We start from the raw sequence: 25254 nt of genomic DNA on the forward strand, positions 1-25254 counted from the left end.
CACACCTGCGGCGTCGTCCGGAGGACTGCGACGCCGGGTGGGGAACCCGAGGGGTGTGCACCGGTCGCGGTAGTGCGAGGATCGTCCGACGGAGACGACGCCACCGACAGGGGTGAAGACTCGCGTGCTGAGCGAACGCACCGGCACGCGTAGGCTCGTTCCGGGATTCGCCACGCCGGTTCCGCCGCGCCGGTGGGACGCACCCCGGACACGACCGCACCCACGACCCGCATCCAGGGTCGGCTGTCGGGCCCGGTCGACCCGTGCTCCGGCCACAGCAACTCCACATCGGAAGCGAGATTTCACCACCGTGACTGCTCTCACTCTCAGCACCGCCGCGGCGCCCGGCCTGCGGGCCGACGCGATCGTGATCGGTGTCGCCAAGGGCGCAAAGGGCCCGATCGTTGCCCCAGGCGCCGAAGCCGTCGACACGGCGTTCGACGGCCGGCTCGCCGGCGTTCTGGAGACCCTCGGGGCTTCCGGCGCCGAGGGCGAGGTGACGAAGCTGCCCGCCCCGGCCGGCTTCAAGACGCCGCTCGTGCTCGCGGTGGGGCTCGGCGCCGAGCCCGAGAAGGACGCCGCCTACGACACCGAGGCGCTCCGCAGGGCGGCCGGCGCCGCCGCCCGCGTCCTCGGCGGCTCCAAGAAGGCCGCGTTCGCGCTGCCCGTGACCGACGCCGGCGACATCGGCGCGATCGCCGAGGGCGTGGTGCTCGGCGCCTACTCCTTCGACGCGTACAAGCAGGCCGCGCGCCCGGCCGACGCCAAGGCCAGGAACGCCAAGGCGCCGCTCGCCGAGGCCGCCCTGCTCGGCGGGAAGCCGCGCGACGCCGCCCACAAGGCCGCGCTGCTGCGGGCAGCCGCCGTCGGCGAGGAGCTCAACCGGGCCCGCGACCTGATCAACATGCCGCCGAACGACCTCGACCCGGAGGCGTTCGCCGGCATCGCGCAGGCCGCGGCGAAGGAACACGGCATCAAGGTGCAGGTGCTCGACGAGAAGGCGCTCGTCAAGGGCGGCTACGGCGGCATCCTCGGCGTCGGCGCCGGCTCGGCGTCCGCCCCGCGCCTGGTCAAGCTGTCGTACACGTCCGCCAAGGCGACGAAGCACCTCGCGTTCGTCGGCAAGGGCATCACCTACGACTCGGGCGGCATCTCGCTCAAGCCGGCCGGGCACAACGAGACGATGAAGTGCGACATGAGCGGGGCGGCGGCGGTCTTCGCCGCGGTCGTCGCGGCCGCGCGGCTCGGGCTCGAGGTCAACGTCACCGGCTGGCTGGCGCTCGCCGAGAACATGCCGTCCGGCTCCGCCACCCGCCCGGGTGACGTGCTGCGCATGTACAGCGGCAAGACCGTCGAGGTCCTCAACACCGACGCCGAGGGCCGGCTGGTCCTCGCGGACGCGCTGTGGGCGGCCTCCGCGGAGAAGCCGGACGCGATCGTCGACGTGGCGACCCTGACCGGCGCGATGATGCTGGCGCTCGGCAACCGAACGTTCGGGATCATGGCGAACGACGACGCGTTCCGCTCCGCGGTGCACGAGGCCGCGGAGGAGGTCGGCGAGCCGGCGTGGCCGATGCCGCTGCCGGAGCACCTGCGCAAGGGCATGGACTCCACCGTCGCGGACCTCGCGAACATGGGCGAGCGGATGGGCGGCGGCCTGGTGGCCGGTCTCTTCCTGCGCGAGTTCGTGGGCGAGGGGATCACCTGGGCGCACCTGGACATCGCCGGGCCGGCGTTCAACGAGGGCGGCCCGTTCGGTTACACGCCGAAGGGCGGCACCGGCACCGCCGTTCGGACGCTGGTGCGGCTGGCCGAGCTGACCGCCGCCGGCGACCTGGGCTAGTCCGGGGCCGGCCCCTGCGGGAGGGGGACTGTGCGCCTGATCACTCGGTTCCGTCCGTCGTACCGGCGGGTGCGGGTCGTACATGGCTGGTCGCGCAGTTCCCCGCGTCCGTGAGCGCTCCTCACGTCTGTCACAAGTGAGCGTGGGACGTCTCACACCCCGGCCCCGTGTCTCGTCGGGGTCCGACAAGTGCGAGGATGGGGCTCGGCAGGACAGGGCCCCCACCACAGGGCCGAGACTTCAGCGGCCGGACACCAGCCGCCGACCGGTCACTGGAGACCGGCGTGGCGCACATGCATGGAGGACGTGACGTGGCGAACGACGCCAGCACCGTTTTCGACCTAGTGATCCTCGGCGGTGGTAGCGGTGGTTACGCCGCGGCCCTGCGCGGGGCGCAGCTGGGCCTGGACGTCGCCCTGATCGAGAAGGACAAGGTCGGCGGTACCTGCCTGCACCGGGGGTGCATCCCCACCAAGGCCCTGCTGCACGCGGGCGAGATCGCCGACCAGGCCCGCGAGAGCGAGCAGTTCGGCGTCAAGGCCACCTTCGAGGGCATCGACGTCCCCGCCGTCCACAAGTACAAGGACGGCGTCATCTCCGGCCTGTACAAGGGCCTGCAGGGACTCATCGCCTCGCGCAAGGTGACGTACATCGAGGGTGAGGGCCGCCTGTCCTCCCCGACCTCCGTCGACGTGGACGGACAGCGCGTCCAGGGCCGCCACGTGCTGCTCGCGACCGGCTCCGTGCCGAAGTCGCTGCCGGGCCTGGAGATCGACGGCGACCGGATCATCTCCTCCGACCACGCCCTCGTCCTGGACCGGGTGCCGAAGTCCGCGATCATCCTGGGCGGCGGCGTCATCGGCGTCGAGTTCGCCTCGGCGTGGAAGTCCTTCGGCGCGGACGTCACCGTCATCGAGGGTCTGAAGCACCTCGTCCCGGTCGAGGACGAGAACAGCTCCAAGCTGCTCGAGCGCGCCTTCCGCAAGCGCGGCATCAAGTTCAACCTGGGCACCTTCTTCTCGAAGGCCGAGTACACCGCCGACGGCGTCAAGGTCACCCTGGCCGACGGCAAGGAGTTCGAGGCCGAGGTCCTGCTGGTCGCGGTGGGCCGCGGGCCCGTCTCCGCCGGTCTCGGCTACGAGGAGCAGGGCGTCGCGATGGACCGGGGCTACGTCCTGGTCGACGAGTACATGCGCACCAACGTCCCGACCGTCTCCGCCGTCGGCGACCTGGTCCCGACGCTCCAGCTCGCGCACGTCGGCTTCGCCGAAGGCATGCTGGTCGCGGAGCGTCTGGCCGGCCAGAAGGTCGTCCCGATCGACTACGACGGCGTTCCCCGGGTGACGTACTGCCACCCCGAGGTCGCCTCCGTGGGCATCACCGAGGCCAAGGCCAAGGAGATCTACGGCGCGGACAAGGTCGTCGCTCTGAAGTACAACCTCGCGGGCAACGGCAAGAGCAAGATCCTCAACACCGCGGGCGAGATCAAGCTCGTCCAGGTGAAGGACGGCGCCGTGGTCGGCGTCCACATGGTCGGCGACCGCATGGGCGAGCAGGTCGGCGAAGCCCAGCTGATCTACAACTGGGAGGCGCTGCCCGCCGAGGTCGCCCAGCTCATCCACGCCCACCCGACGCAGAACGAGGCGCTCGGCGAGGCCCACCTGGCACTGGCGGGCAAGCCGCTGCACTCGCACGACTGACCCTCGGTCGTACCACGTCGAAGCGACGACCCAGACTTCCGCAATCGTTAAGGAGCAACCGAAACCATGGCGGTTTCCGTAACCCTTCCGGCGCTCGGCGAGAGCGTCACCGAGGGCACTGTCACCCGCTGGCTGAAGGCCGAGGGTGAGCGCGTCGAGGCCGACGAGCCCCTGCTCGAGGTGTCGACCGACAAGGTCGACACCGAGATCCCCTCCCCCGCAGCCGGCATCCTGGCCTCCATCAAGGTCGCCGAGGACGAGACGGTCGAGGTCGGCGCCGAGCTGGCCGTCATCGACGACGGCACCGGCGCCCCCGCCGCTGCCCCGGCTCCGGCCGCCGAGGAGGTCGCCGCGCCGGCCCCCGAGCCGGCCCCGGCCGCCCAGCCCTCCACCGAGCAGGCGGCTCCCGCCCCGGCTCCCACCGCCGAGGCCGCCTCCGGCGCCGGTTCCGCCGAGGGCACGGACGTCGTCCTGCCCGCGCTCGGCGAGTCCGTCACCGAGGGCACCGTCACCCGCTGGCTGAAGTCGGTCGGCGACTCGGTCGAGGCCGACGAGCCGCTGCTCGAGGTCTCCACCGACAAGGTCGACACCGAGATCCCGGCGCCCACCTCCGGTGTGCTGCTCGAGATCACCGTCGCCGAGGACGAGACCGCCGAGGTCGGCGCCAAGCTCGCCGTCATCGGCGCCCCGGGCGCGGCTCCGGCCGCCGCCGCGGCTCCGGCCGCCCCGGCCCCGGCGCCCGCCGCAGCCCCCGCGGCTCCGGCTCCGGCCCCCGCGGCTCCGGCCGCCCCGGCTCCCGCGCCCGCTCCGATCGCCGCCGCCCCGGCCGCTCCGGCGCCCGCGCCGGCCGCTCCGGCTCCGGTCACCCCGGCTCCGGCCGCGGCTCCCGCGCAGCCCACCGACGAGGGCGCCTACGTGACCCCGCTGGTGCGCAAGCTCGCCGCCGAGAACGGCGTCGACCTGGGCGCCGTCAAGGGCACCGGCGTGGGTGGCCGCATCCGCAAGCAGGACGTCATCGCCGCCGCCGAGGCAGCCAAGGCCGCCGCCGCTCCGGCTCCGGCCGCCGCCGCTCCGGCCGCGCCCGCCGCGAAGAAGGCCCCGACCCTCGAGGCCTCCCCGCTGCGCGGCCAGACCGTGAAGATGCCCCGCATCCGCAAGGTCATCGGCGACAACATGGTCAAGGCGCTGCACGAGCAGGCGCAGCTGTCCTCGGTCGTCGAGGTCGACATCACCCGGCTGATGAAGCTCCGCGCGCAGGCGAAGGACTCCTTCGCGGCCCGCGAGGGCGTCAAGCTCTCCCCGATGCCGTTCTTCGTCAAGGCGGCGGCCCAGGCGCTGAAGGCCCACCCGGCCGTCAACGCCCGGATCAACGTGGACGAGGGCACGATCACCTACTTCGACACCGAGAGCATCGGTATCGCGGTGGACTCGGAGAAGGGCCTGATGACCCCGGTCATCAAGCACGCGGGCGACCTGAACATCGCCGGCATCGCCAAGGCCACGGCCGACCTGGCGGGCAAGGTCCGCGCGAACAAGATCACCCCGGACGAGCTGTCCGGCGCGACCTTCACCATCAGCAACACCGGCTCGCGCGGCGCGCTGTTCGACACGATCATCGTGCCGCCGAACCAGGTCGCGATCCTCGGCATCGGCGCGACGGTCAAGCGTCCGGCCGTCATCGAGACGGAGGAGGGCACGGTCATCGGCGTCCGCGACATGACGTACCTGACCCTGTCCTACGACCACCGTCTGGTCGACGGCGCCGACGCGGCCCGTTACCTGACCGCGGTCAAGGCCATCCTCGAGGCCGGCGAGTTCGAGGTCGAGCTCGGTCTGTAACCCCGTCTGCGACCCCAGGGGTTGTGCACCACGGCGCCCCCGTCCGGAACTTCCGGACGGGGGCGTTCTTCTGCCGGTTCCGGCGAACCCTCCCATGAAGCCATGTACGCCACTACATTTGACGTCATGAGTGCCATCACGTTGCGCATCCCGGACTCCATGGACAAGGCCCTGCGGGACGCCGCGGCCGACGCCCCCTCCCTCAACGACTACATCCTGCGAGCCCTCCGTCGACAGATGACGCTGGACGCGGCACGCAAACTGGCCGCTCTCGGACCGCTCAACCTCGAAGGAGAGGGTGACGCCCTGTGACCGTCCGCAAGGGCGACGTGTGGGATGTCGATACGGGCAAGGGCGTCCGCACGGTACTCGTCGTGAGCCTCGACGGGCTCGCCGACGCCTACGGGGCGGTGGTCGCCTTGGTGCTGCACGCCCCGGCCGCACACCCGGACACGGCGATGAGCGTCTGCCTGACCTCGCCCATCGAGGCGTCCGTCGTTGCCGTCAACCTGCTCCAGCTCACCGCGGCCCGCTTCGACACGGGCACTCCGCACGGCAACATCGGGCCCGAGCAGCTGGCCCTCGTCGACGACGCGTTGCGCGCGGTACTCGACCTCTGAGCCGGCTCGGGGCCGACCCGGCCTCCGGGCAGGGCCGACCCCGGTCACGCTCGTGTAAGTCTCGTCTCACCTGCGTAAAAGCATCCCCGCGCGCCCTTCTGGAAAGCGCTCACGGCCGTATTGTCTAAGCGTCAAACGCCCTCGGGGGCCCGTGCGGCCTCTCCTCAAAGGAGCTCTCATGACCGCGCCCGTCGTCCACTCGCTGCGCGAACAGATCCGCGAGCACATCGTGGAGGGGATCGTCAGCGGGCGCTGGCAGCCGGGCGAGCGGATCGTGGAGCGGCGGATCGCCACCGAGCTGGAGGTCAGCCAGACGCCGGTGCGGGAGGCGCTGCGCGAGCTGGAGTCGCTGCGGCTGATCGAGTCCGCGCCGAACAAGGGCGTGCGGGTGCGCAACCTGACGGCGGCCGACCTGGAGGAGAGCTACCCGGTCCGGGCCGGCCTGGAGGCGATCGCCGCGGAACTGGCCGCCCAGAAGCTGGCAGAGGACTGCTCGGCGCTCGAACCGCACGTCGCCGCCCTCTACGAGGCCGACCGCGCGTCCGACGGCACCGGCCAGGTGCGGCACACCGTCGGCTTCCACCGGGAGCTGGTGCGGGCGGCCGGGAACTCCGTGCTGCTGCACACCTGGGAGGGCCTGGGCATCGAGGTGTTCACGGCGCTGTCCATCCGCTGGCTGGGGACCGTGCAGCAGTCGTACGCGGAGGAGCACGAGGAGCTGGTGGCCGCGTTCAAGCGGCGCGACCCCCGGATCGCGGAGCTGGTGAAGGCCCACGTCCTCGGGTGCGCGCCCCGCGCGTAGCCGGTGGCCCCGGGGTGAAACCGGGGCGGACCCGAGGTGGACGCGGGGGCGCCTCCTCCGAGTGTCGTCCAGTGGAGCGTGCGTGCGCTCATACGTGGGCTCCGACCTGCGAAAACCCCCGAAATGCGCGGCACGGGGTGCCTGACCCAAAGGCACCGGGTGCCTACTTTCTCGTGATCAAGAGGTTTTCTTCCTCAACCCTTTGATCGATCATCGATCAGCGGGTTATTGTCGCCGACGGGCCTCGCGCGGAGCCGCACGACGACACCGCACCCGGGCTCCACGCCCTGTCCTGCCAAAGACCTAGGGCACTCCTGAACCCTTGCCGATGAGGGAACCCCCTTCGACTGAGGAAGGCGGCGACATGACCGACCCCCAGGCCATCCAGCCCAGCGCGCTCGACCAGCTCCCCGACCGGGACCCGGAGGAGACCGCCGAATGGCAGGCCTCGCTGGACGCGGTCACCAAGGCGGCCGGACCGCACCGCGCCGCGTACCTGATGCGCCGCACGCTGGAGCGCGCCGAGGGCAACGGCCTCGCGCTGCCCAAGCTGCTCGAGACGGACTACGTCAACACCATCCCCACCGCCGCCGAGCCGTCCGCGCCCGGTGACCCGGAGATGGAGCGCCGGATCACCGCGTGGAACCGCTGGAACGCGGCGGCCATGGTGACCCGCGGCAGCAAGCACGGCGTCGGCGGCCACATCGCCACCTTCGCCTCCGCCGCCTGGCTCTACGAGACCGGCTTCAACCACTTCTTCAAGGGCAAGGAGGCCGACGGCTCGGGCGACCAGCTCTACATCCAGGGCCACGCCTCCCCCGGCATCTACGCCCGCGCCTTCCTCGACGGCCGGCTGACCGAACAGCACCTCGACAACTTCCGCCAGGAGTCCGGCGGCGAGGGCCTCCCGTCGTACCCGCACCCGCGCCGGCTGCCCTGGCTGTGGGAGTTCCCGACGGTGTCGATGGGCCTCGGCCCGCTCTCCGCCATCTACCAGGCGCGCTTCAACCGCTATCTCACCAACCGCGGCGTCAAGGACGTCTCCGCGTCCCATGTGTGGGCGTTCCTCGGCGACGGCGAGATGGACGAGCCCGAGTCGACGGCGGCACTCTCCCTCGCCTCCCGCGAGGGCCTCGACAACCTGACCTTCGTCATCAACTGCAACCTCCAGCGCCTCGACGGCCCGGTCCGCGCGAACTTCAAGATCGTGCAGGAGCTGGAGGCCCAGTTCCGCGGCGCCGGCTGGAACGTGATCAAGTCGCTGTGGGGCTCCGCCTGGGACGAGCTGTTCCAGCTGGACACCACCGGCGCGCTGGTCCGCCGGCTGCGCGAGGTACCGGACGCCCAGGTGCAGACGTACCAGACGCGCGGCGCCGCGTACATCCGCGAGGACTTCTTCGGCAAGGACCCGGCGCTCGCCGAGATGGCCAGGCTGCTGAGCGACGACAAGATCCTCGAGTGTTTCCACCTCTCCCGCGGCGGTCACGAGGCGCGCAAGGTGTACGCCGCGTACAAGGCAGCCGTCGAGTTCAAGGGCGCGCCGACGGTGATCCTGGCCCAGACGGTCAAGGGCCACACGCTCGGCGAGGGCTTCGCGTCGAAGAACGCCAACCACCAGATGAAGAAGCTCTCGGTGGACGAGTTCAAGACGATGCGCGACCTGCTGGAGCTGCCCATCTCGGACGCGCGGTTCCTCGACGGGGTCGTCCCCTACGGGCACCCGGGCGCCGACTCCCCCGAGGTCCGCTACCTCCAGGAGCGCCGCGCGGCCCTCGGAGGCCCGGCCCCGGCCCGCCGTACGCACGCCCTCGCCCCGCTGCCGGCCCCCGCCGACAAGACGTTCGCCTCCTTCGACAAGGGCTCCGGCACGCAGAACGTGGCGACCACCATGGCGTTCGTCCGCCTCGTCAAGGACCTGGTCCGCGACAAGGAGACCGGGAAGCGCTGGGTGCCGATCGTCCCCGACGAGGCGCGCACCTTCGGCATGGAGAGCCTGTTCCCGTCGCTCGGGATCTACTCCCCCAAGGGCCAGACGTACGAGCCGGTCGACCGCGACCAGCTGATGTACTACAAGGAGGCCGAGAACGGCCAGATCCTCAACGAGGGGATCACCGAGGCCGGTTCGATGGCCGACTTCATCGCCGCGTCCACCGCGTACTCCACGCACGGTGAGGCGATGATCCCGTTCTACATCTTCTACTCGATGTTCGGCTGGCAGCGCACGGCCGACCAGATGTGGCAGCTCGGCGACCAGCTCGGCCGCGGCTTCCTCGTCGGCGCGACCGCCGGCCGTACGACCCTGACGGGCGAGGGCCTCCAGCACGCCGACGGCCACTCCCCGGTCATCGCCGCGACCAACCCGGCCGCCCTCAGCTACGACCCGGCCTTCGCGTACGAGATCGCGGCGATCGTCAAGGACGGTCTGCGCCGGATGTACGGCGAGGCGGCCGCGGGCGAGGACCAGAACGTCTTCTACTACCTGACGGTCTACAACGAGCCGATGCCGCAGCCGGCCAAACCGTCGGCGCCCGGTGTCGACGAGGGCATCCTCAAGGGCCTGTACCGCTTCAACACGGCGGAGTCGGCGGGCGTGGAGGTGGCGGCGGCCAACGCGCCGCGCATCCAGCTGCTGGCCTCGGGCACCGCGATCCACTGGGCCCTGAAAGCGCAGCAGCTGCTCGCCGAGGAGTGGGGCGTGGCCGCCGACGTGTGGTCGGCGACCTCCTGGACCGAGCTGCGCCGCGACGCGCTGGAGGCCGACGCGGCCCTGCTGCGCGGCGAGGAGCGGACGCCGTACGTCCGGCGGGCGCTGCAGGGCGCCGAGGGCCCGGTCCTCGCGGTCTCCGACTACATGCGCCAGGTCCCGGACCAGATCGCGCAGTGGGTCGAGCAGGACTGGTCCTCGCTGGGCGCGGACGGCTTCGGCCTCTCCGACACCCGTGAGGCGGCCCGCCGCCACTTCGGCGTGGACGCCGAGTCGATCGTCGTCGCGGCCCTGGCGCAGCTCGCCCGGCGCGGCGAGGTCAAGGCGGCCTCGGTGAAGGAGGCGCGCGAGCGCTACGGCCTGTAGGGCGTGCGGGGCGTGTTTTTCGAGACCCGCTGGAGAAACTCGTAGAAACCAGATCACGGTTCGGCGAAGGGGGGTACGGCTGCGGCCGTACCCCCCTTCGCTGTCGGCGGGTCCCGGCATCATGTCCCCATGCGTGCAGCCCGCCTCATCAAGATGGTGCTCCTTCTGCAGTCGCGGCCGACCATGACCGCGTCCGAGCTTGCGCGGGAGCTGGAGGTCTCGGAGCGGACCGTCACCCGGGACGCGCAGGCGCTCTCCGAGGCCGGCGTGCCGGTGTACGCCGAGCGGGGGCGCGCGGGGGGCTACCGGCTGGTCGGCGGGTACCGGACGCGGCTGACGGGGCTGGGGCGCGGTGAGGCCGAGGCGCTGTTCCTGAGCGGGGTGCCGGAGGCGCTGCGGGAGATGGGGCTGGAGGACGTGGCGTCGGCGGCCCGGCTGAAGGTGTCGGCGGCTCTGCTGCCGTCCCTGCGGGACGCCCCGCGCGCGGCGGCGCAGCGGTTCCATCTGGACGCCCCGGCCTGGTTCCGCGAGCCGGAGACGCCGGCGCTGCTGCCGGTGATCGCGGAGGCGGTGTGGGACGACCGGTGCGTGCGGGCGCGCTACCGGCGCGGGGAGGGCGGGGCCGAGCGCGAGGTCGAGCGGGAGCTCGAACCGTACGGGCTCGTGCTGAAGGCGGGGGTCTGGTACCTGTGCGCCCGGGTGCGGGAGGGCGGCGCGTTCCGGACGTACCGGATCGACCGGTTCATCGCGGCGGAGCCTGCGCAGGATCGTTTCGTCCGAGACGACGAATTCGATCTGCCGGGCTTCTGGGGTGCGCAGGCCGAGCGGTTCGCGCGCTCGCTCCTGCGGGCCGAGGTCGTCGTCCGGCTGTCGGAGGCCGGGGTGCGCCGGCTCCCGTACGCCGTCGACCCGGTGGCGGCCCGGGACGCGCTGGCCGGCGCCGGGGAACCGGACGGGCGGGGCTGGACGACGGTCACCCTGCGGGTCGAGTCGCTGGAGGTGGCGCACACCCAGCTCACGGCGCTGGGCCCGGAGGCGGAGGTGCTGGCCCCGGCGGCGCTGCGCGAGTGGTTCGCCGGTGACGCACTGCGGCTGGCGGCGCGCTACGGGTCCCGGGAGAGCTGACGCTTCGCGGGAGTCCGACGCGAACCCGACGGCAACCCGACGGCAACCCGACGCGAACCCGGCGGGAATACCGTGCACTCCGGGTGCGTCCCGCATCTGGAGGCACGATGCTGGACGCGTGATGGACGAGACGGAGTTCTGGGAGCTGGTGGACGCCTCCCGCGAGGCAGCCGAGGGTGATCCCGAGGAGCAGGCCGACCAACTCGTGGAGCGGCTGCTCCGGCTGGACCCGGAGTCCGTGCTCGACTTCGCCCGGCACTTCGAGTCGCGCTACAACCGCGCCTACAGCTGGGACCTGTGGGGCGCCGCCTGGCTGCTGCTGGACGGCGCGAGCGACGACGCCTTCGACTTCTTCCGCTGCTGGCTGATCGGTCAGGGCCGCGAGGTCTTCGAGGGCGCCCTGCACGGCGACCCGGACTCCCTGGCCGACCTGCTGGACGACTTCGACGAGGAGATCGACGGCGACGGCGAGGAACTCGGCTACGCCGCCGACGAGGCCTACGAGCAGCTCACCGGGATGGTCGCCCCGGACCTGGGCATCGCGCCCGCCGCAGCCGAACCCGAGGGCACGCCCGTCGACTTCGAGAACGAGGGGGCGCTGGCCGAGCGGTATCCCCGGCTGTGGCAGCGCTTCAAGGAGTGAGCGCCGGCGGACGGCTCCGCCCGGACGGCGCCGCCCTCACGCCGTGAACCTGCGGCGGGTGGTGTCGGCGGGGAGGTAAGCCTGCGACGGATCGACCCGCACCGCGTGGTGCATCGGCGCGCGGTTCGCCTGCTCCAGCGCGGACGCGGTGGCCGCCGCCGGGCCCAGAACGACCGCGGCGACGGCGCACAGCACGGTCCAGGGGCTGCGAGCGGCCTTGGTCCACCGGCCCTGCTGCGCCGGCTGCGCCGTCGGCGTCGTCTGCGTGGTCTGCGCGGCCCCGCCTCGGGCCGGCCCAGGGCTGCTGTTCATGATCCCCACCTCCGGTCGTTCCTTCGTGTCGTGCACGACCGTAGGACGGTGGCATGGGAGAACCCTGAAAGCCGCCTAAGGCGTTCCTGTGAGAGCGTGCGCGGCCGGTCGGCCCTGGAGGCGGGCAGCCGTCTCGCGGATCTCCGGGAGGCGGGCGGCGAGGGCGGCGCCCGGACAGCTCGTCATGAAGCCGTCCCGGTGGCCGGCCAAGGCGGGCAGGGTGGCGGCGGTCCCGGCCGCGTACCGGCTGTGGCTGTTGCTGGACGTGAGCCGCACGTGCGCCCGCGGGTCGACGTCGGCCAGGCCGAGTTTCCAGGCGGCCAGGGCGGCGATCGCGTCGACCATGGCCTGCGGCACCGGGACGCCGGAGGTGAACGTGCCCAGCGCGGCGATGCCCACCGTGCGGTGGTTGAAGCCCTGGGTGTGTGCGCCGGTGACGGCGCGGTCGACGCCGCCCGCCCGGCCCTCGTAGATGGTGCCGCAGCGGTCGACGAGGAAGTTGTAGCCGATGTCGTCCCAGCCCCGGGCGGCGGTCTGGCCGGTGTACAGGGAGCGGATGATGCGGGGCGCGTCGGCGCAGTCGTAGCCGTTGGGCGAGTCGGTGTGGTGGACGAAGACGGCGACGGCCCGGTCGTCGTAGCGCGGCGGCGGCTGGGCGTGCCGGGCGAGGGCGTCCAGCCAGGCGGCGCGCGGCACGACGGGCGGCCGGACCGCCCGGTGCCCGGCGGCGGGACGGGCGGCGGCGGGAGAGCGGGTCCGCCCCGCCGGGGAGGCGCCGTCGACGTCGCCCGCGCAGGCCCCCAGGGCGGCGACGGCGGCCAGCCCGGGCAGACAGCCCAGGAGCACGAGGAGCGGGCCCGGTATCCGCGGGCGGCGCGGGCGGCGCGTTCCCCGCGGACCGTGCGACGCCGGTCGGAGGGCACACATGACCCCACTGTCCGACGAATCCGCTGCGTCCGCGATATGGAGTGTGCCACCCGGTGGAACCATCGTCCCGGTCCGTGACGTTTCCGGGGTACACGCGCGCGTGGCCGGTCGGGGCCGCACGCGCGTGTGACGGCCATGACGGGCCGACGCACGACCGACGACACGGACCGACAGCTGATCACTGGGCCCCTCCCGCGCGTACTAGGACACGACCTGGGGGATCCAAGAGAAAAAAAGGGGGGCCGGTGGACCTGCTCGACATCCTGCTGGTGCTGGTGGCCTTGGCCTACGCCGGTTCCGGCTACCGGCGCGGTCTGGTGGCCGGCTGTGTGTCGCTGGCCGGCTTCGTGGGCGGCGCGGTGATCGGCGTGTGGGTCCTGCCGTGGCTGATGGATCCGGTGGCCCCGGGGACCACCGCGGCCACGGTGACGGCCGTGCTCACGGTCCTCCTCCCGGCGGCGGTGGGCCACGAGCTGGCGGGGCGGCTGGCGCTGCGGCTGCGCCGGGAGCTGGACCGCGGGCCGCTGCGGGTGGCGGACGGCATCGGGGGCGCGGCGGCCAACGTGGTCTCGGTGCTGATCGTGGCGTGGGTGGCGGCGAGCGTGCTGGGCGCGTCCTCGTCGCCGGTGGTCACCTCGTCGATACGGGACTCACGGCTGCTGGGGGCCGTGCAGGACGTCATGCCGGACACCACGCCCACCTGGTTCGCGCGGGCCACGTCGGCGCTGACCCAGGCGGGCTTCCCGCAGGTCTTCAACCCCTTCGAGAACGAGTCGACGGCCGAGGTCGCCAAGCCCACCGGGGACAGCGTCACGGCGAGCGCCACGGAGGCGGCCAAGCGCAGCACGGTGAAGATCGAGGGCACCGCGGGCGACCAGGGCCGCGAGGGCAGCGGCTTCGTCTACGCCAACGAGCACGTGATGACCAACGCGCACGTGGTGGCGGGCATCGACACCCCGACCGTGCGGGTCGGCGGCGTCGGGCCGTCGTACGACGCGCGCGTGGTGCTCTTCGACCCGGACAAGGACGTGGCGGTGCTGTACGTGCCGTACCTGAAGGCGCCGGTCCTGGTCTTCGACGACGAGGCCGCGCGCGGGAACTCGGCGGTGGTGGCGGGCTATCCGCAGGACGGCGACCTGAACCTGCAGGCGGCCACGGTCGCGAACCGGGTGAAGGCGACCGGCCGCAACATCTACAACGACGAGATCGTCACCCGCGAGATCTACTCGATCCGCTCCACCGTGCGCCCCGGCAACTCCGGCGGCCCGCTGCTGACCACGACCGGCCGGGTCTACGGCGTGGTCTTCGCCCGCTCCACCTCGGACGACGAGACGGGCTACGTGCTGACGGCGGCGGAGGTCGCCGGCGACGCGAAGCGCGCGGCGAACGCCACCCGGCCGGTGGACACGGGGAACCTGACCCCGTCCTGAGCGGCGGTGCGCGCCCGCGTCGCGACGGCGCGAAGACCCCTCACCGGCGCCCTCACCGGGTGCTACACGGGCCGGCCCATGAGGACGTCGTCCACGTACGCGCCGTCCAGCAGGAACTCCTCGGGGAGGACCCCCTCCACCGTGAACCCCTCGGCCTCGTAGAGCCCCCGGGCCGGGGTGTTGTGGCCGAGCACGCGCAGGGTGATGCGGCGGGCGCCCTGCCGGCGGGTCTCCTCGACGGCGGCGCGCACCAGCGCCCGTCCGACGCCGTGGCCGCGCGCCTCGTCGAGCACGGCGAGACCCTGGATCTGCCGGACGTGCGCGTTGGCGGCGAGCGGGGTGGGCGGGACGAGGCGCACGTATCCGACGACACGGCCGCCCAGTTCGGCGACCAGGAAGTCCCCGGGCGGATGCCGCTCGTCGAAGAAGGAGTCGTACGGCGGCTGCGGCTCGGGCATGACGGCGTGCAGCGGGGACCAGGTCAGCCGGTCGACAAGACCGAGCGCCTCGTCGTCGGCGGACGACGCGGCGCGTATGCGGGGTGCGGACGGCTCGGACATGGCCGCCACCCTAATCCGGGCGGACGGCGACCCGGCAGGGGATTTCGCGGGCCGGCGGGCAGGATGGCGGTATGGAACGTACGCGAATCGCGGTGGCCGGGGCGTCCGGACTGATCGGCAGCGCACTGGTGCGGTCCCTGACCGCGGACGGCCACGAGGTGGCCCCGCTCGTGCGCGGGACGCCCCGGGGGCCCCTGGAGGTGCGCTGGGACCCCGAGAAGGGGCAGGTGGACGCGGCCGGGCTCGCGGGGTGCGACGCCGTGGTCAACCTGGCGGGCGCGGGGGTCGGCGACCGGCGCTGGAGCGAGGCCTACAAGAAGCGCATCCACGACAGCCGGGTGCACGGCACGGCGGCGCTCGCGAAGGCCGTCGCCTCGCTCGACGAACCGCCGCGGGTGTTCGTCAACGGCAGCGCGATGGGCTTCTACGGCGAGACGGGCGACCGGGTCGTGGACGAGAGCGCGCCGGCCGGCAGCGGCTTCCTGCCGGAGCTGTGCGTGGAGTGGGAGGCGGCCGCGGGTCCCGCCCAGGAGGCGGGCGTGCGCACGGCGTTCACCCGGACCGGGCTGGTCGTGGCGCGCGGCGGCGGGGCCTGGGGCAAGCTGTTCCCGCTCTTCACGGCCGGACTCGGCGGGCGGATGGGCGACGGACGCCAGTACTGGTCGTACATCGCGCTGCACGACGAGGTGGCGGCGATCCGGCACCTCCTCGACCGCGACGACCTGTCGGGCCCGTTCAACCTCACCGCGCCCGAGCCGCTGACGAACCGTGAGATCACCGCGGCGATGGGGCGGGTGCTGCACCGGCCGACGCTGTTCGCGGTGCCGGCGCCGGTGTTGCGGACGGTGCTCGGCGAGATGGCCGGGGACGTGCTGGGCAGCGCGCGCGTGGTGCCGAAGCGGCTGCTGGAGTCCGGGTTCACCTTCGCGTTCCCCGGGATCGAGGACGCCGTCCGAGCAGCCTGATCCACCACGTGACCGTATGCGACCGGCGTGCGACCGTGCCCTGTCCATGCGCGACTGTTCCTGACCGATCACGGCCCTACCCTCGACCCGAACTCGGGTATCCCGGACGGCTGTTGGGGGCATGACGTCTCCACCGGCCGCGCAACCTCGAGGAGGGGCACGTGCTTGAGCCCGCGTACCAGGCAGACGTCGTCGTGGTGGGAGCCGGAGTCGCCGGACTCTCCGCCGCGCACCGGCTGACCAGCGCAGGAGTAAGAACCGTCGTCCTGGAGGCCGCCCCTTGCGTGGGCGGCCGCATGGCGACGGAGAAGGTCGACGGGTTCCGGCTCGACCGCATCGGGCAGCTGCTGTCCACGGCGTATCCCGAACTGGCCCTGACGCCGGGGCTGGACGCGCTCGCCCTGCGTCCGTTCGCGCCGGGGGTCCTGCTGCACAGCGACGGACGCCATCATCGCGCCGGCGCACAGGCGGGCGCGGGGAGCGCAAGGGGCGCACTCCACGCCGTACGCGCCCTGGCGAGCACGTCCCGGCCGGGTGCGCTGCCTCGGCCGCGCGCCGGCGGCGCCCTGCCGACGGCGGGACGGCCGCCCGCCCCGCCCAGGGTCCGGGCGGGCGCGCCGCTGGGCACCGCCGTGGACCAGGCACGGCTCGGCGCCGCGCTCACCCGGCTCGCGGCCACCCCCGCCGAACGGCTGCTGCGCCGCCCGGAGCTGCCGGCCGGCCAGGCCCTCGCCGCCCGCGGGCTGCCCGCCCGCACGGTGGACGGCTTCGTGCGCCCGCTGCTCGCCGCGCTGCTGTGCGACCCGGACCTCACGACCTCCAGCCGGTGCGCGGACCTCGCCCTGCGCGCCTTCGCGGCCGGCCGTCTCGCGCTGCCGGAGGGCGGGGCCGAGGCGCTGCCGGAGCTGCTCGCGCGGACTTTGCCGCCGGGCGCCGTACACACCGGCGTACGGGTCACCTCCGTCTCCACCACCTCGGTGACCACGGCGGGGCACGGCGAGTTCCGCTGCCGCGCGGTCCTGGTCGCCACCGACGCGCGCTCCGCCGCACAGCTGCTGCCCGGGCTACGGGTGCCCGACTTCCACCCGGTGACGATCGTCCACCACACGACGGACGAGCCGCCCGGCACCGGCGCCTCGCTGCTCCTGGACGCCGACCGCGGCGGGCCGGTCGCGCACACGGCGGTGGTCAGCCACATCGACCCGAGCCGCGCGCCCGAGGGCCGCACGCTGATCTCGTCCACCGTCCTCGGCGCACCCCCGCCGGGCGTCGACACCGCCGTACGCATGCATCTGTCCCGGCTGTACGGCGTCTCCACCGCGCGCTGGGAGACGCTGGCCGTGCACCACACCGCCGAGGCCGTGCCCGCGATGCGCGCGCCACACGATCTGCGGCGCCCGGTACGGCTGCTGGCGGGCCTGTACGTGTGCGGCGACCACCGGGACACCAGCACCGTGCAGGGGGCGCTGCACTCGGCACACCGGGCGGCGACCGCGATCGTCTCCGACCTGCGCGCGGCCGGTTCCCCCCACCTGGCCAACCCACGCCCGACCCCCCGCGAGGAGCAGGCAGCTGCATGACCGGGCACCGGGCAACCCTGCCCTCCACCCCGGGCACTCGAGCCCGGCAATCCCCCTGAGACCCCCACCCCCGGCACTCGAGCCCGGCAATCCCCCTGAGACCCCCACCCCCGGCACTCGAGCCCGGCAATCCCCCTGAGACCCCCACCCCCGGCACTCGAGCCCGGGGTTCCCCCCTGGTCCTCCACCCCCGACACCCCCGGCCTCCGCCCCAGGACCCTCGGCCCTCCTCCGCCCCCGTTACCCCGGCGTGCGCCACCCAACCCGGCGACGCCAGGCATTTCAGCCCGTCTGGGGGTCCCCCCTCTGGGGGAGTTCGAGGACGAGGCCCGTCCAGGGCCGACACGGGGGTTCGGGGGCGGAGCCCCCGGGGTCAGCCCAGCGCCGCCACCTTGTCGCGGTACGTGCGCACCGGACTCGCGTCCTTGTACGGCTCCAGCCGGCGTTCGAAGTCCCTGACGTACTCCAGCGCCCGGACCGACCGCATCTCCGCCGCCTGCCCCGCCGCCTCCGCGGCCAGCTGGCAGGCCTGGTCGAGTTCGCCGAGGCCGAGGCGGGCGGAGGCGAGGACGACACGGCAGAACAGGCGGCTGCGGGCATGCGCTGCCGGACGCAACTGCAGGGAGCGTTCGGCGTGCTGGGCGGCCGCCCGGAACTGCTGCAGGTCGCGGTGACAATGCCCGAACTCGTCGGCCAGCTGCGCCTCGTCGAAGAAGCGCGCCCAGTACGGCGCCTCGTCACCGGGCTTGGCCGCCTCCAGCGCGCGCTCGGCGCGGACGAGGGCCGCGGTGGAGGCGCGCACCTCGCCGAGCACCGCGTGCCCGCGCGCCTCCGCCGCGTGCAGCAGCGCCTGCACGACCGGCGGGGCCCCCGTGCCGACGCCCTGCTGGGCCACCCGCGCGAGCTGCACCGCCTCCCGGCCGTGGCCGAGGTAGACGGCCTGGCGGCTCATGGTGACGAGGACGAACGAGCCGTAGGCGCGGTCCCCGGCCACCTGGGACAGCCGCAGGGCCTGCACGAAGTAGCGCTGGGCCAGGCCGTGCGCGGCGATGTCGAAGGAGGTCCAGCCGGCGAGGCGGGTCAGGTCGGCGGCCGCGCCGAAGAGGCGTCGGCCGGTCTGTTCGCCGTAGGTGCCGCGCAGCATGGGCTCGCACTCGTGCTCGAGGTAACGCACGAGGGCCTGCCGGGCGTGGCCGCCGCCGTACCGGTCGTCGAGGGAGCGGAACAGCTCGCCGACCGAGCGCAGCGCGGAGATGTCGCCGCCGGTGACCCGCTGGCCGGGTCCGCGTTCGGTGCCCTGGCCCCGTCGGCGCATCGCGGCGGACGCTCCGGCCGCCGGGGCCGCCCCCACCGGAGCCTGCGGGGGCAGAAGCGGTGACGTAAGCGGTGACGCGAGCGGCGGGGAGGGGTGCGCCGAGAGCGGCTGCGCGATGTGCGGGGAGTGCTGCTGCGGTGCGGCGGGCCGCGCGGCCGCGCGGCCCTGGACGGGCACCCGGGCGGGCGGCTCGCTGCGGGCGACCTTCTCGTCGGCCCGCCCGATCAGCCAGTCGCGGCTCGGCACGACGAGCCCCGCCGGGGTGAAGGCGATCTTGCGCAGCTCGGCATGGCTGCCGCTGTCCTTGCGCCACAGCCCCCCGACGATGTCGACGGCCTCCTCGGGCGTGCCGGCGAACTCCAGGCCGGCGTAGACGGGGGCGCAGGCGTCCAGGCCGAGGTCCTGGGCGGACAGGCGGCGGCCCAGCCGCCGGGTGAAGACCTCGGCGATCAGGGCGGGGGTGGTGCCGCGGGGCTGCTGCCCGCGCAGCCACCGGGTGACGGACGTCTTGTCGTATCTCAGGTCCAGCCCGTGTTCGAGCCCGAGCTGATCGACGCGACGGGCCAGTCCCGCGTTGGAGAATCCCGCTTCTGCGATGAGCGCGGCGAGCTGACGGTTGGGCGTGCGCTGCGCGGGTCGTTCCGTCATCTGCGGTGGGGTCTCCTGCCTTCCGGGCCTCCGACGTGCCCGGATGAAGTGCGCTGATGGGTGTGATCAGCCCTTTTGGCCTCGCGAACGGCGCGAATGTAGCGGAGCGTGAGCAAGCGATCGCACATCTCGACCTTCATTCATCCGATCGTGTGAGGATTGGCCGTGCGGCTGACGCCTCGCGCGCGGTCGTACAGTGGCTTGGGCGCGTCACGCGCCTGACGACTTTCAGGGAGGCGCTTGCCGTGAGCGAGTTGCGGTTCGTCCGGATGGGGTTCGGCGGGGACGCCGTCGAGTACCAGGAGGCGTGGGACGAGCAACGCCGTGTGCACGCGGCGCGCTTCACCGACGAGGTCCCGGACACCGTCCTGCTCCTGGAGCACCCCGCCGTCTACACGGCCGGCCGGCGCACGACCGACGCCGAACGCCCCCTGGACGGCACCCCGGTCGTCGACGTGGACCGCGGCGGCAAGATCACCTGGCACGGCCCGGGCCAGCTGGTGGGCTACCCGATCCTGAAGCTGCCGCGCCCGGTTGACGTCGTCGCGCACGTACGCCGCCTGGAGGACGCGCTGATCCGCGTCTGCGCCGAGTTCGGCCTGGAGACCAGCCGGGTCGAGGGCCGCAGCGGGGTGTGGGTGCTGGGCGACCCGGTGGAGCGGCGCCCGCCGCTCGGCGGCCTCTCGCTGGACTTCGACCCCCGGCTCACCGACGAGGAGTTCGACCCCCGGCTGAACGGCCCGGAGTACGCCCCGTCCAACGCGGGCCAGCGGCGCGAGGACCGGAAGATCGCGGCGATCGGCATCCGGGTCGCCAAGGGCGTCACCATGCACGGCTTCGCGCTGAACGTGAACCCGGACAACAAGTGGTTCGACCGGATCATCCCGTGCGGCATCCGGGACGCGGGCGTCGCCTCGCTCGCCGCCGAACTGGGCCGGGACGTGACGATCGACGAGGTGCTGCCCGTGGTGGAGCGGCACCTGAGGGACGTCCTGGAGAACGCCGAGCCGAAACCTCGGGAGATCGAGAAGGCGACCGCCTGACCCCTCGGGGCCCGGCAGGGCTCGAAAAGCACGGGCGTACCCTGGTGTACGCCGAAGAATCGAAAGTCTACGCAGACAGGCAGGGAGCCGACGTGTCCGCAGTCGCACCCGACGGACGCAAGATGCTGCGCCTGGAGGTCCGTAACAGCCAGACCCCCATCGAGCGCAAGCCCGAGTGGATCAAGACCCGGGCCAAAATGGGTCCCGAGTACACGAAGATGCAGAACCTCGTGAAGAGCGAGGGCCTGCACACCGTGTGCCAGGAAGCCGGCTGTCCCAACATCTACGAATGCTGGGAGGACCGCGAGGCCACCTTCCTCATCGGCGGCGACCAGTGCACCCGGCGCTGTGACTTCTGCCAGATCGACACCGGCAAGCCCGAGGCGCTGGACCGCGACGAGCCGCGCCGCGTGGGCGAGTCCGTCGTCACCATGGACCTGAACTACGCCACCATCACCGGCGTCGCGCGCGACGACCTGGCGGACGGCGGGGCGTGGCTCTACGCCGAGACCGTCCGGCAGATCCATCTGCAGACGGCCGAGCGGGAGGCGGGGCGCACCAAGGTCGAGCTGCTGGCCCCCGACTTCAACGCCGTCCCGGAGCAGCTCGCGGAGGTCTTCTCCGCGCGGCCCGAGGTCTTCGCGCACAACGTCGAGACCGTGCCGCGGATCTTCAAGCGGATCCGGCCGGGCTTCCGTTACGAGCGTTCGCTGGGCGTCATCACGGCGGCCCGCGACCACGGGCTGGTCACCAAGTCGAACCTGATCCTCGGCATGGGCGAGACCCGCGAGGAGGTGAGCGAGGCGCTGCGGCAGCTGCACGACGCGGGCTGCGAGCTGGTCACCATCACGCAGTACCTGCGGCCCTCGGTGCGCCACCACCCCGTCGAGCGCTGGGTCAAGCCGCACGAGTTCGTGGAGCTGAAGGAGGAGGCCGACCAGATCGGCTTCTCCGGCGTGATGTCGGGTCCGCTGGTACGGTCCTCCTACCGTGCCGGGCGCCTCTATCAGATGGCCGTCGAGAAGCGCGGTTCCTTCATCGCCACCCAGGCGGTCTGACGCGACGTCACCTCTCTTGCGCCGTACGGGCGCAAGCCGAGCGTGTGAATTCGCGCACAAGAACCTACTCGCCAGTAGTGACCGATATGACGCGGTCCCGGTCGTCCTCGCAGATGAGGGCGTACGCCGGGGCCGCGTCAGCGTTTCGGCCCCCCGCACCGAGGCTTCATTCGCGTTTGACCGGCCGGTCACGCCCTGGTAACACCAATCAGTGACGCTGGTATCACACCACGTAGACCCGCCACACCGTCCCTAGTCCGAGCCGTCCGAGGGGGAACCCACACCATGCAGGCCGCGCCCGTTAGCGCCACCGCCATCCCGTCCTTCACCACCGCCCTGCGCGCCGTCGAGTCGCTGCTCATGAGCAGCGGACAGCGCACCGCCCGCCGCAACGCCTGGACCTCCGTGCTGGAGGACCGCCGTCGCGCCAAGGACCGCGTCGAGGCGCAGCGCATCCTCGACACCGTCACCGCCGTCACCTCCGTCCGCTCCTGAGCTCCTGCCCGCGGCTCCTCTCCCCACACCCGCCTCCTGCCGTCGTAGGCGCTCGTGGGGGCACGTAGACTTCGTGGCATGGCGAGAAGTGACAGCGCGGCGGACGCCGCTAACCCCGGGCGACTGAAACAGATCGCCCTGACGTACAAGATGACCCGCAAGGCCGACAAGACGATCGGCCTGGTGCTCGCGGGCGTCTTCCTCCTCACCTTCGGCGTCTTTCTCGCGATCGGCTTCCTGCTCGGCCACCCGGTCTACCTGGGCATCCTGGGCTTCCTGCTCGCCTTCCTGGCGACGGCGATCGTGTTCGGCCGCCGGGCCGAGCGAGCCGCCTTCGGTCAGATGGAGGGCCAACCGGGCGCCGCCGCGGCCGTCCTCGACAACATCGGCCGGGGCTGGACGACCACTCCCGCCGTCGCGATGAACCGCAGCCAGGACGTGGTGCACCGGGCCGTCGGCAAGGCCGGCATCGTCCTGATCGCCGAGGGCAACCCGAACCGGGTGAAGAGCCTCCTGGCCGCCGAGAAGAAGAAGATGAACCGCATCGTCGCGGACGTCCCTGTGCACGACGTGATCGTCGGCACCGGCGAGGGCCAGGTGGAGCTGAAGAAGCTGCGCACCACCCTGCTGAAGTACCCCCGGGTGCTGGCCGGCCCCCAGGTCACCGCCACCAACGACCGGCTGCGCGCGATGGGCGACCTGATGAGCAACATGCCGCTGCCGAAGGGCCCGATGCCCAAGGGCATGCGGCTGCCGAAGGGCGGCGGCGGCAAGGCCCGCTGAGCCGCCCGCCCCGTCCCGCCGATCCGGCGCCCCGCATGTGTGAAGGGGGCGTCCGGCCACGCCGCACCGCCGCGTGGCCGGACGCCCCCTTCGTCATACCTCTGCGCGTGCCCGGCCGCCGTGTGCACGGCGTCCGGCCGCACGCTTCGACCGCGTGGGACGCGCGCGACGTGTCCGGCCGCGCGCTTCGACCGCGCGGGATGCTCAGGTGCGCACTTCCACCGTGCGGGCCAGCCGGTCGTGCAGACCGCGGCCGTCGCGGTCCCAGATCAGCGCCGGCACGGCCAGGCAGAGCAGCACGGTGCGCGCCACGGAGCGCAGCGGGCTGACGGCGCCGGTGTCGGCGGAGACCACGCGCAGGCCGAAGAGGCGCTTGCCCGGGGTGAAACCGACCGTGCCGACCGTCAGGGCGCTCATGACGAAGAAGACGAGCAGGGCCCAGTTGCCCGTGGCGGGCCGATAGCCGTCCGTGATCAGGCTGTATGCGATCAGGACGCTGAGCCCCCAGTCCAGGGCCAGGGCGCCGAGCCGCCGACCGGGGCGGGCGATCGAGCCCGGGCCCTCCTCCGGCAGACCGAGCTGCTCGCCCCGGTATCCGAAGTCGGCCCCGGCGTCCTCCATGGCCGAGCGGGGTCCGGAGAGCCACGATCCGAGTGCTTGCCTGTTGTCCACGCGTCCACGGTACTGCCCGCGTTTCGTGATGCGGACAGGTGGGGTGGACCGGGCGAGGTCCGGTTAACTTGTGCGAAACAAATGGGTCACGCCCGAGAAATCACCCGTACCTAGGGTCGACGACAGCGTGTGCCACCGCACTGGCAGCACGAACGAACTACCACCCCGGCTCGACGGCCGGGAGTAGGAGGAGCTGGATGTTCCAGAACGCCGACGAGGCCAAGAAGTTCATCGCGGACGAGGACGTCAAGTTCGTCGACGTCCGCTTCTGCGACCTGCCGGGCGTCATGCAGCACTTCACGCTGCCCGTCGAGGCGTTCGACCCGGACGAGGAGCTCGCCTTCGACGGCTCGTCGATCCGCGGCTTCCAGGCCATCCACGAGTCCGACATGGCGCTGCGCGCCGACCTGTCGACGTCGCGCGTGGACCCCTTCCGCCGCGACAAGACGCTGAACATCAACTTCTTCATCCACGACCCGATCACGGGCGAGCAGTACTCCCGTGACCCGCGCAACGTGGCGAAGAAGGCCGAGGCGTACCTGGCGTCGACCGGTATCGCCGACACCGCCTACTTCGGTCCCGAGGCCGAGTTCTACGTCTTCGACAGCGTGCGCTTCAAGACCTCGGAGAACGAGTCCTTCTACCACATCGACTCCGAGGCCGGCGCCTGGAACACCGGTGCGCTCGAGGACAACCGCGGTTACAAGGTCCGTTACAAGGGCGGCTACTTCCCGACCCCGCCGGTCGACCACTTCGCCGACCTGCGTGCGGAGATCTCCCTGGAGCTGGCCGCGTCCGGCCTCCAGGTCGAGCGCCAGCACCACGAGGTCGGCACCGCCGGCCAGGCCGAGATCAACTACAAGTTCAACACGCTGCTCGCCGCGGCCGACGACCTCCAGCTCTTCAAGTACATCGTGAAGAACGTCGCCTGGCGCAACGGCAAGACCGCGACCTTCATGCCGAAGCCGATCTTCGGCGACAACGGCTCGGGAATGCACGTCCACCAGTCGCTGTGGAGCGGCGGCTCCCCGCTGTTCTACGACGAGACCGGCTACGCGGGTCTGTCGGACATGGCCCGCTACTACATCGGCGGCATCCTCAAGCACGCGCCGTCGCTGCTGGCCTTCACCAACCCGACGGTGAACTCCTACCACCGTCTGGTACCGGGCTTCGAGGCGCCGGTCAACCTGGTGTACTCGCAGCGCAACCGTTCCGCGGCCATGCGTATCCCGATCACGGGCTCCAACCCGAAGGCCAAGCGCGTCGAGTTCCGCGCCCCGGACTCCTCCGGCAACCCGTACCTGGCGTTCTCCGCGCTGCTGCTCGCGGGCCTGGACGGCATCAAGAACAAGATCGAGCCGGCCGAGCCGATCGACAAGGACCTCTACGAGCTCGCTCCCGAGGAGCACGCGGGCGTCGCGCAGGTCCCGACCTCGCTCCCGGCCGTCCTCGACCGCCTCGAGTCGGACCACGAGTTCCTGCTCGCCGGCGACGTCTTCACGTCCGACCTGATCGAGACGTGGATCGACTACAAGCGCACCAACGAGATCGCCCCGCTGCAGCTGCGCCCGCACCCGCACGAGTTCGAGCTGTACTTCGACGTGTGATATCGCCCCAGGTCAGAGCGGGTTTCCGCTCCCCTGGGCCGAGTAAGCGCCGTCGGCCGTGTCCTTCCTCGCCGGAAGGGCACGGCCGACGGCCTGTTTCGGGCTCCGCGCCGAGCGCAGCTGTGGAGGGTCACGGTTCCGTCGTCGCTCAGGTCAGAGCATCGGCTCCACAGGCACCGGCGGCCGCATCCGGTCGGCCGGACGCGGCGTTGACGGC

At 72.4% G+C, this 25254-nt stretch carries 22 protein-coding genes; 17 read left to right on the forward strand and 5 right to left on the reverse strand.

What is annotated here, in order from left to right:
* The first annotated feature begins 310 nt into the window (after positions 1-310).
* The 9 genes from QA802_RS12490 (at position 311) to QA802_RS12530 (ending at position 11642) form a co-directional block, all read left to right on the forward strand.
* On the forward strand, positions 311-1843 hold the full coding sequence (locus tag QA802_RS12490) for a leucyl aminopeptidase (protein WP_334521282.1): 1533 nt from the start codon (positions 311-313) through the stop codon (positions 1841-1843).
* Between the two features lie 311 nt (positions 1844-2154).
* On the forward strand, positions 2155-3543 hold the full coding sequence (gene lpdA / locus QA802_RS12495) for a dihydrolipoyl dehydrogenase (RefSeq protein WP_334521284.1): 1389 nt from the start codon (positions 2155-2157) through the stop codon (positions 3541-3543).
* 66 nt (positions 3544-3609) lie between these two features.
* A complete protein-coding gene (gene sucB, locus QA802_RS12500) occupies positions 3610-5382 on the forward strand; it encodes a 2-oxoglutarate dehydrogenase, E2 component, dihydrolipoamide succinyltransferase (protein ID WP_334521287.1) in 1773 nt (590 codons plus the stop codon).
* A 126-nt stretch (positions 5383-5508) separates the two neighbouring features.
* Positions 5509-5694 carry a hypothetical protein gene (locus QA802_RS12505; protein ID WP_334521290.1) on the forward strand — a complete coding sequence of 62 codons (186 nt, stop codon included), beginning with the start codon at positions 5509-5511 and terminating at the stop codon, positions 5692-5694.
* Complete coding sequence (locus tag QA802_RS12510) at positions 5691-6002, forward strand: hypothetical protein (RefSeq protein ID WP_334521293.1); 312 nt, start codon at positions 5691-5693, stop codon at positions 6000-6002. The genes QA802_RS12505 and QA802_RS12510 overlap by 4 nt, the downstream gene beginning before the upstream one ends.
* A gap of 178 nt (positions 6003-6180) precedes the next feature.
* A complete protein-coding gene (locus tag QA802_RS12515; RefSeq protein ID WP_319171048.1) occupies positions 6181-6804 on the forward strand; it encodes a GntR family transcriptional regulator in 624 nt (207 codons plus the stop codon).
* 364 nt (positions 6805-7168) lie between these two features.
* Positions 7169-9874, forward strand: a complete 2706-nt coding sequence (gene aceE, locus QA802_RS12520) for a pyruvate dehydrogenase (acetyl-transferring), homodimeric type (protein ID WP_334521303.1) — start codon at positions 7169-7171, stop codon at positions 9872-9874.
* Between the two features lie 129 nt (positions 9875-10003).
* Positions 10004-10999, forward strand: a complete 996-nt coding sequence (locus tag QA802_RS12525; protein ID WP_334521305.1) for a helix-turn-helix transcriptional regulator — start codon at positions 10004-10006, stop codon at positions 10997-10999.
* Between the two features lie 121 nt (positions 11000-11120).
* On the forward strand, positions 11121-11642 hold the full coding sequence (locus tag QA802_RS12530; protein ID WP_319171053.1) for a DUF4240 domain-containing protein: 522 nt from the start codon (positions 11121-11123) through the stop codon (positions 11640-11642).
* A 36-nt stretch (positions 11643-11678) separates the two neighbouring features.
* On the opposite strand, the gene QA802_RS12535 is transcribed toward QA802_RS12530, so the two are convergent.
* Together QA802_RS12535 and QA802_RS12540 are read right to left on the reverse strand one after the other, a co-directional pair.
* Complete coding sequence (locus tag QA802_RS12535; protein WP_334521308.1) at positions 11679-11954, reverse strand: hypothetical protein; 276 nt, start codon at positions 11952-11954, stop codon at positions 11679-11681.
* Between the two features lie 75 nt (positions 11955-12029).
* Positions 12030-12881: a peptidoglycan recognition protein family protein gene (locus QA802_RS12540; RefSeq protein ID WP_443042096.1), complete on the reverse strand. Its 852-nt coding sequence runs from the start codon at positions 12879-12881 to the stop codon at positions 12030-12032.
* A 245-nt stretch (positions 12882-13126) separates the two neighbouring features.
* Between QA802_RS12540 and QA802_RS12545 the strand changes: the two genes are divergently transcribed.
* A complete protein-coding gene (locus QA802_RS12545) occupies positions 13127-14311 on the forward strand; it encodes a MarP family serine protease (RefSeq protein WP_334521311.1) in 1185 nt (394 codons plus the stop codon).
* Positions 14312-14373: 62 nt separating this feature from the next.
* Here QA802_RS12545 and QA802_RS12550 read toward each other — a convergent pair whose 3' ends face one another.
* Positions 14374-14871, reverse strand: a complete 498-nt coding sequence (locus QA802_RS12550; protein WP_319171043.1) for a GNAT family N-acetyltransferase — start codon at positions 14869-14871, stop codon at positions 14374-14376.
* 71 nt (positions 14872-14942) lie between these two features.
* Here QA802_RS12550 and QA802_RS12555 point away from each other — a divergent pair, with 71 nt between their 5' ends.
* Both QA802_RS12555 and QA802_RS12560 read left to right on the forward strand, forming a co-directional pair.
* The gene (locus tag QA802_RS12555) at positions 14943-15836 is read left to right on the forward strand and encodes a TIGR01777 family oxidoreductase (RefSeq protein WP_334521315.1); all 894 of its coding nucleotides are present in this window, start codon (positions 14943-14945) and stop codon (positions 15834-15836) included.
* 161 nt (positions 15837-15997) lie between these two features.
* On the forward strand, positions 15998-17416 hold the full coding sequence (locus tag QA802_RS12560; RefSeq protein ID WP_334521318.1) for an NAD(P)/FAD-dependent oxidoreductase: 1419 nt from the start codon (positions 15998-16000) through the stop codon (positions 17414-17416).
* A gap of 373 nt (positions 17417-17789) precedes the next feature.
* On the opposite strand, the gene QA802_RS12565 is transcribed toward QA802_RS12560, so the two are convergent.
* The gene (locus tag QA802_RS12565) at positions 17790-19379 is read right to left on the reverse strand and encodes an NsdA family TPR-like regulatory protein (RefSeq protein WP_334521321.1); all 1590 of its coding nucleotides are present in this window, start codon (positions 19377-19379) and stop codon (positions 17790-17792) included.
* Between the two features lie 245 nt (positions 19380-19624).
* On the opposite strand from QA802_RS12565, the gene lipB reads away from it, so the two are divergent.
* From lipB to QA802_RS12585, 4 genes are all read left to right on the forward strand, one after another.
* Positions 19625-20422 (forward strand): lipoyl(octanoyl) transferase LipB, encoded by a 798-nt coding sequence (gene lipB / locus QA802_RS12570; RefSeq protein ID WP_334521323.1) that lies wholly within the window; start codon positions 19625-19627, stop codon positions 20420-20422.
* A gap of 92 nt (positions 20423-20514) precedes the next feature.
* On the forward strand, positions 20515-21480 hold the full coding sequence (gene lipA / locus QA802_RS12575) for a lipoyl synthase (protein ID WP_319171038.1): 966 nt from the start codon (positions 20515-20517) through the stop codon (positions 21478-21480).
* Between the two features lie 285 nt (positions 21481-21765).
* Entirely contained in the window at positions 21766-21975 is a 210-nt protein-coding gene (locus QA802_RS12580) for an SCO2195 family GlnR-regulated protein (protein WP_319171037.1), read from the forward strand.
* 78 nt (positions 21976-22053) lie between these two features.
* Positions 22054-22758, forward strand: a complete 705-nt coding sequence (locus tag QA802_RS12585) for a DUF4191 domain-containing protein (protein ID WP_319171036.1) — start codon at positions 22054-22056, stop codon at positions 22756-22758.
* A 204-nt stretch (positions 22759-22962) separates the two neighbouring features.
* Here the strand turns inward: QA802_RS12585 and QA802_RS12590 are convergent, their stop codons facing one another.
* A complete protein-coding gene (locus QA802_RS12590; RefSeq protein ID WP_334521332.1) occupies positions 22963-23430 on the reverse strand; it encodes an RDD family protein in 468 nt (155 codons plus the stop codon).
* Positions 23431-23627: 197 nt separating this feature from the next.
* On the opposite strand from QA802_RS12590, the gene glnA reads away from it, so the two are divergent.
* Entirely contained in the window at positions 23628-25037 is a 1410-nt protein-coding gene (gene glnA, locus QA802_RS12595; RefSeq protein ID WP_057583343.1) for a type I glutamate--ammonia ligase, read from the forward strand.
* The last annotated feature ends 217 nt before the right edge of the window (positions 25038-25254 follow it).

The sequence above is a fragment of the Streptomyces sp. B21-105 genome, from assembly GCF_036898465.1.
Lineage (GTDB): Bacteria > Actinomycetota > Actinomycetes > Streptomycetales > Streptomycetaceae > Streptomyces.

Excerpts from the sequence above, each read along its gene's own strand:
- sucB (WP_334521287.1), top strand. The coding sequence starts at position 3,610 with ATGGCGGTTTCCGTAACCCTTCCGGCGCTCGGCGAGAGCGTCACCGAG.
- QA802_RS12505 (WP_334521290.1), top strand. The coding sequence starts at position 5,509 with ATGAGTGCCATCACGTTGCGCATCCCGGACTCCATGGACAAGGCCCTG.
- QA802_RS12515 (WP_319171048.1), top strand. The coding sequence starts at position 6,181 with ATGACCGCGCCCGTCGTCCACTCGCTGCGCGAACAGATCCGCGAGCAC.
- aceE (WP_334521303.1), top strand. The coding sequence starts at position 7,169 with ATGACCGACCCCCAGGCCATCCAGCCCAGCGCGCTCGACCAGCTCCCC.
- QA802_RS12525 (WP_334521305.1), top strand. The coding sequence starts at position 10,004 with ATGCGTGCAGCCCGCCTCATCAAGATGGTGCTCCTTCTGCAGTCGCGG.
- QA802_RS12530 (WP_319171053.1), top strand. The coding sequence starts at position 11,121 with ATGGACGAGACGGAGTTCTGGGAGCTGGTGGACGCCTCCCGCGAGGCA.
- QA802_RS12535 (WP_334521308.1), bottom strand. The coding sequence starts at position 11,954 with ATGAACAGCAGCCCTGGGCCGGCCCGAGGCGGGGCCGCGCAGACCACG.
- QA802_RS12540 (WP_443042096.1), bottom strand. The coding sequence starts at position 12,881 with ATGTGTGCCCTCCGACCGGCGTCGCACGGTCCGCGGGGAACGCGCCGC.
- QA802_RS12550 (WP_319171043.1), bottom strand. The coding sequence starts at position 14,871 with ATGTCCGAGCCGTCCGCACCCCGCATACGCGCCGCGTCGTCCGCCGAC.
- QA802_RS12555 (WP_334521315.1), top strand. The coding sequence starts at position 14,943 with ATGGAACGTACGCGAATCGCGGTGGCCGGGGCGTCCGGACTGATCGGC.
- QA802_RS12565 (WP_334521321.1), bottom strand. The coding sequence starts at position 19,379 with ATGACGGAACGACCCGCGCAGCGCACGCCCAACCGTCAGCTCGCCGCG.
- QA802_RS12580 (WP_319171037.1), top strand. The coding sequence starts at position 21,766 with ATGCAGGCCGCGCCCGTTAGCGCCACCGCCATCCCGTCCTTCACCACC.
- QA802_RS12585 (WP_319171036.1), top strand. The coding sequence starts at position 22,054 with ATGGCGAGAAGTGACAGCGCGGCGGACGCCGCTAACCCCGGGCGACTG.
- glnA (WP_057583343.1), top strand. The coding sequence starts at position 23,628 with ATGTTCCAGAACGCCGACGAGGCCAAGAAGTTCATCGCGGACGAGGAC.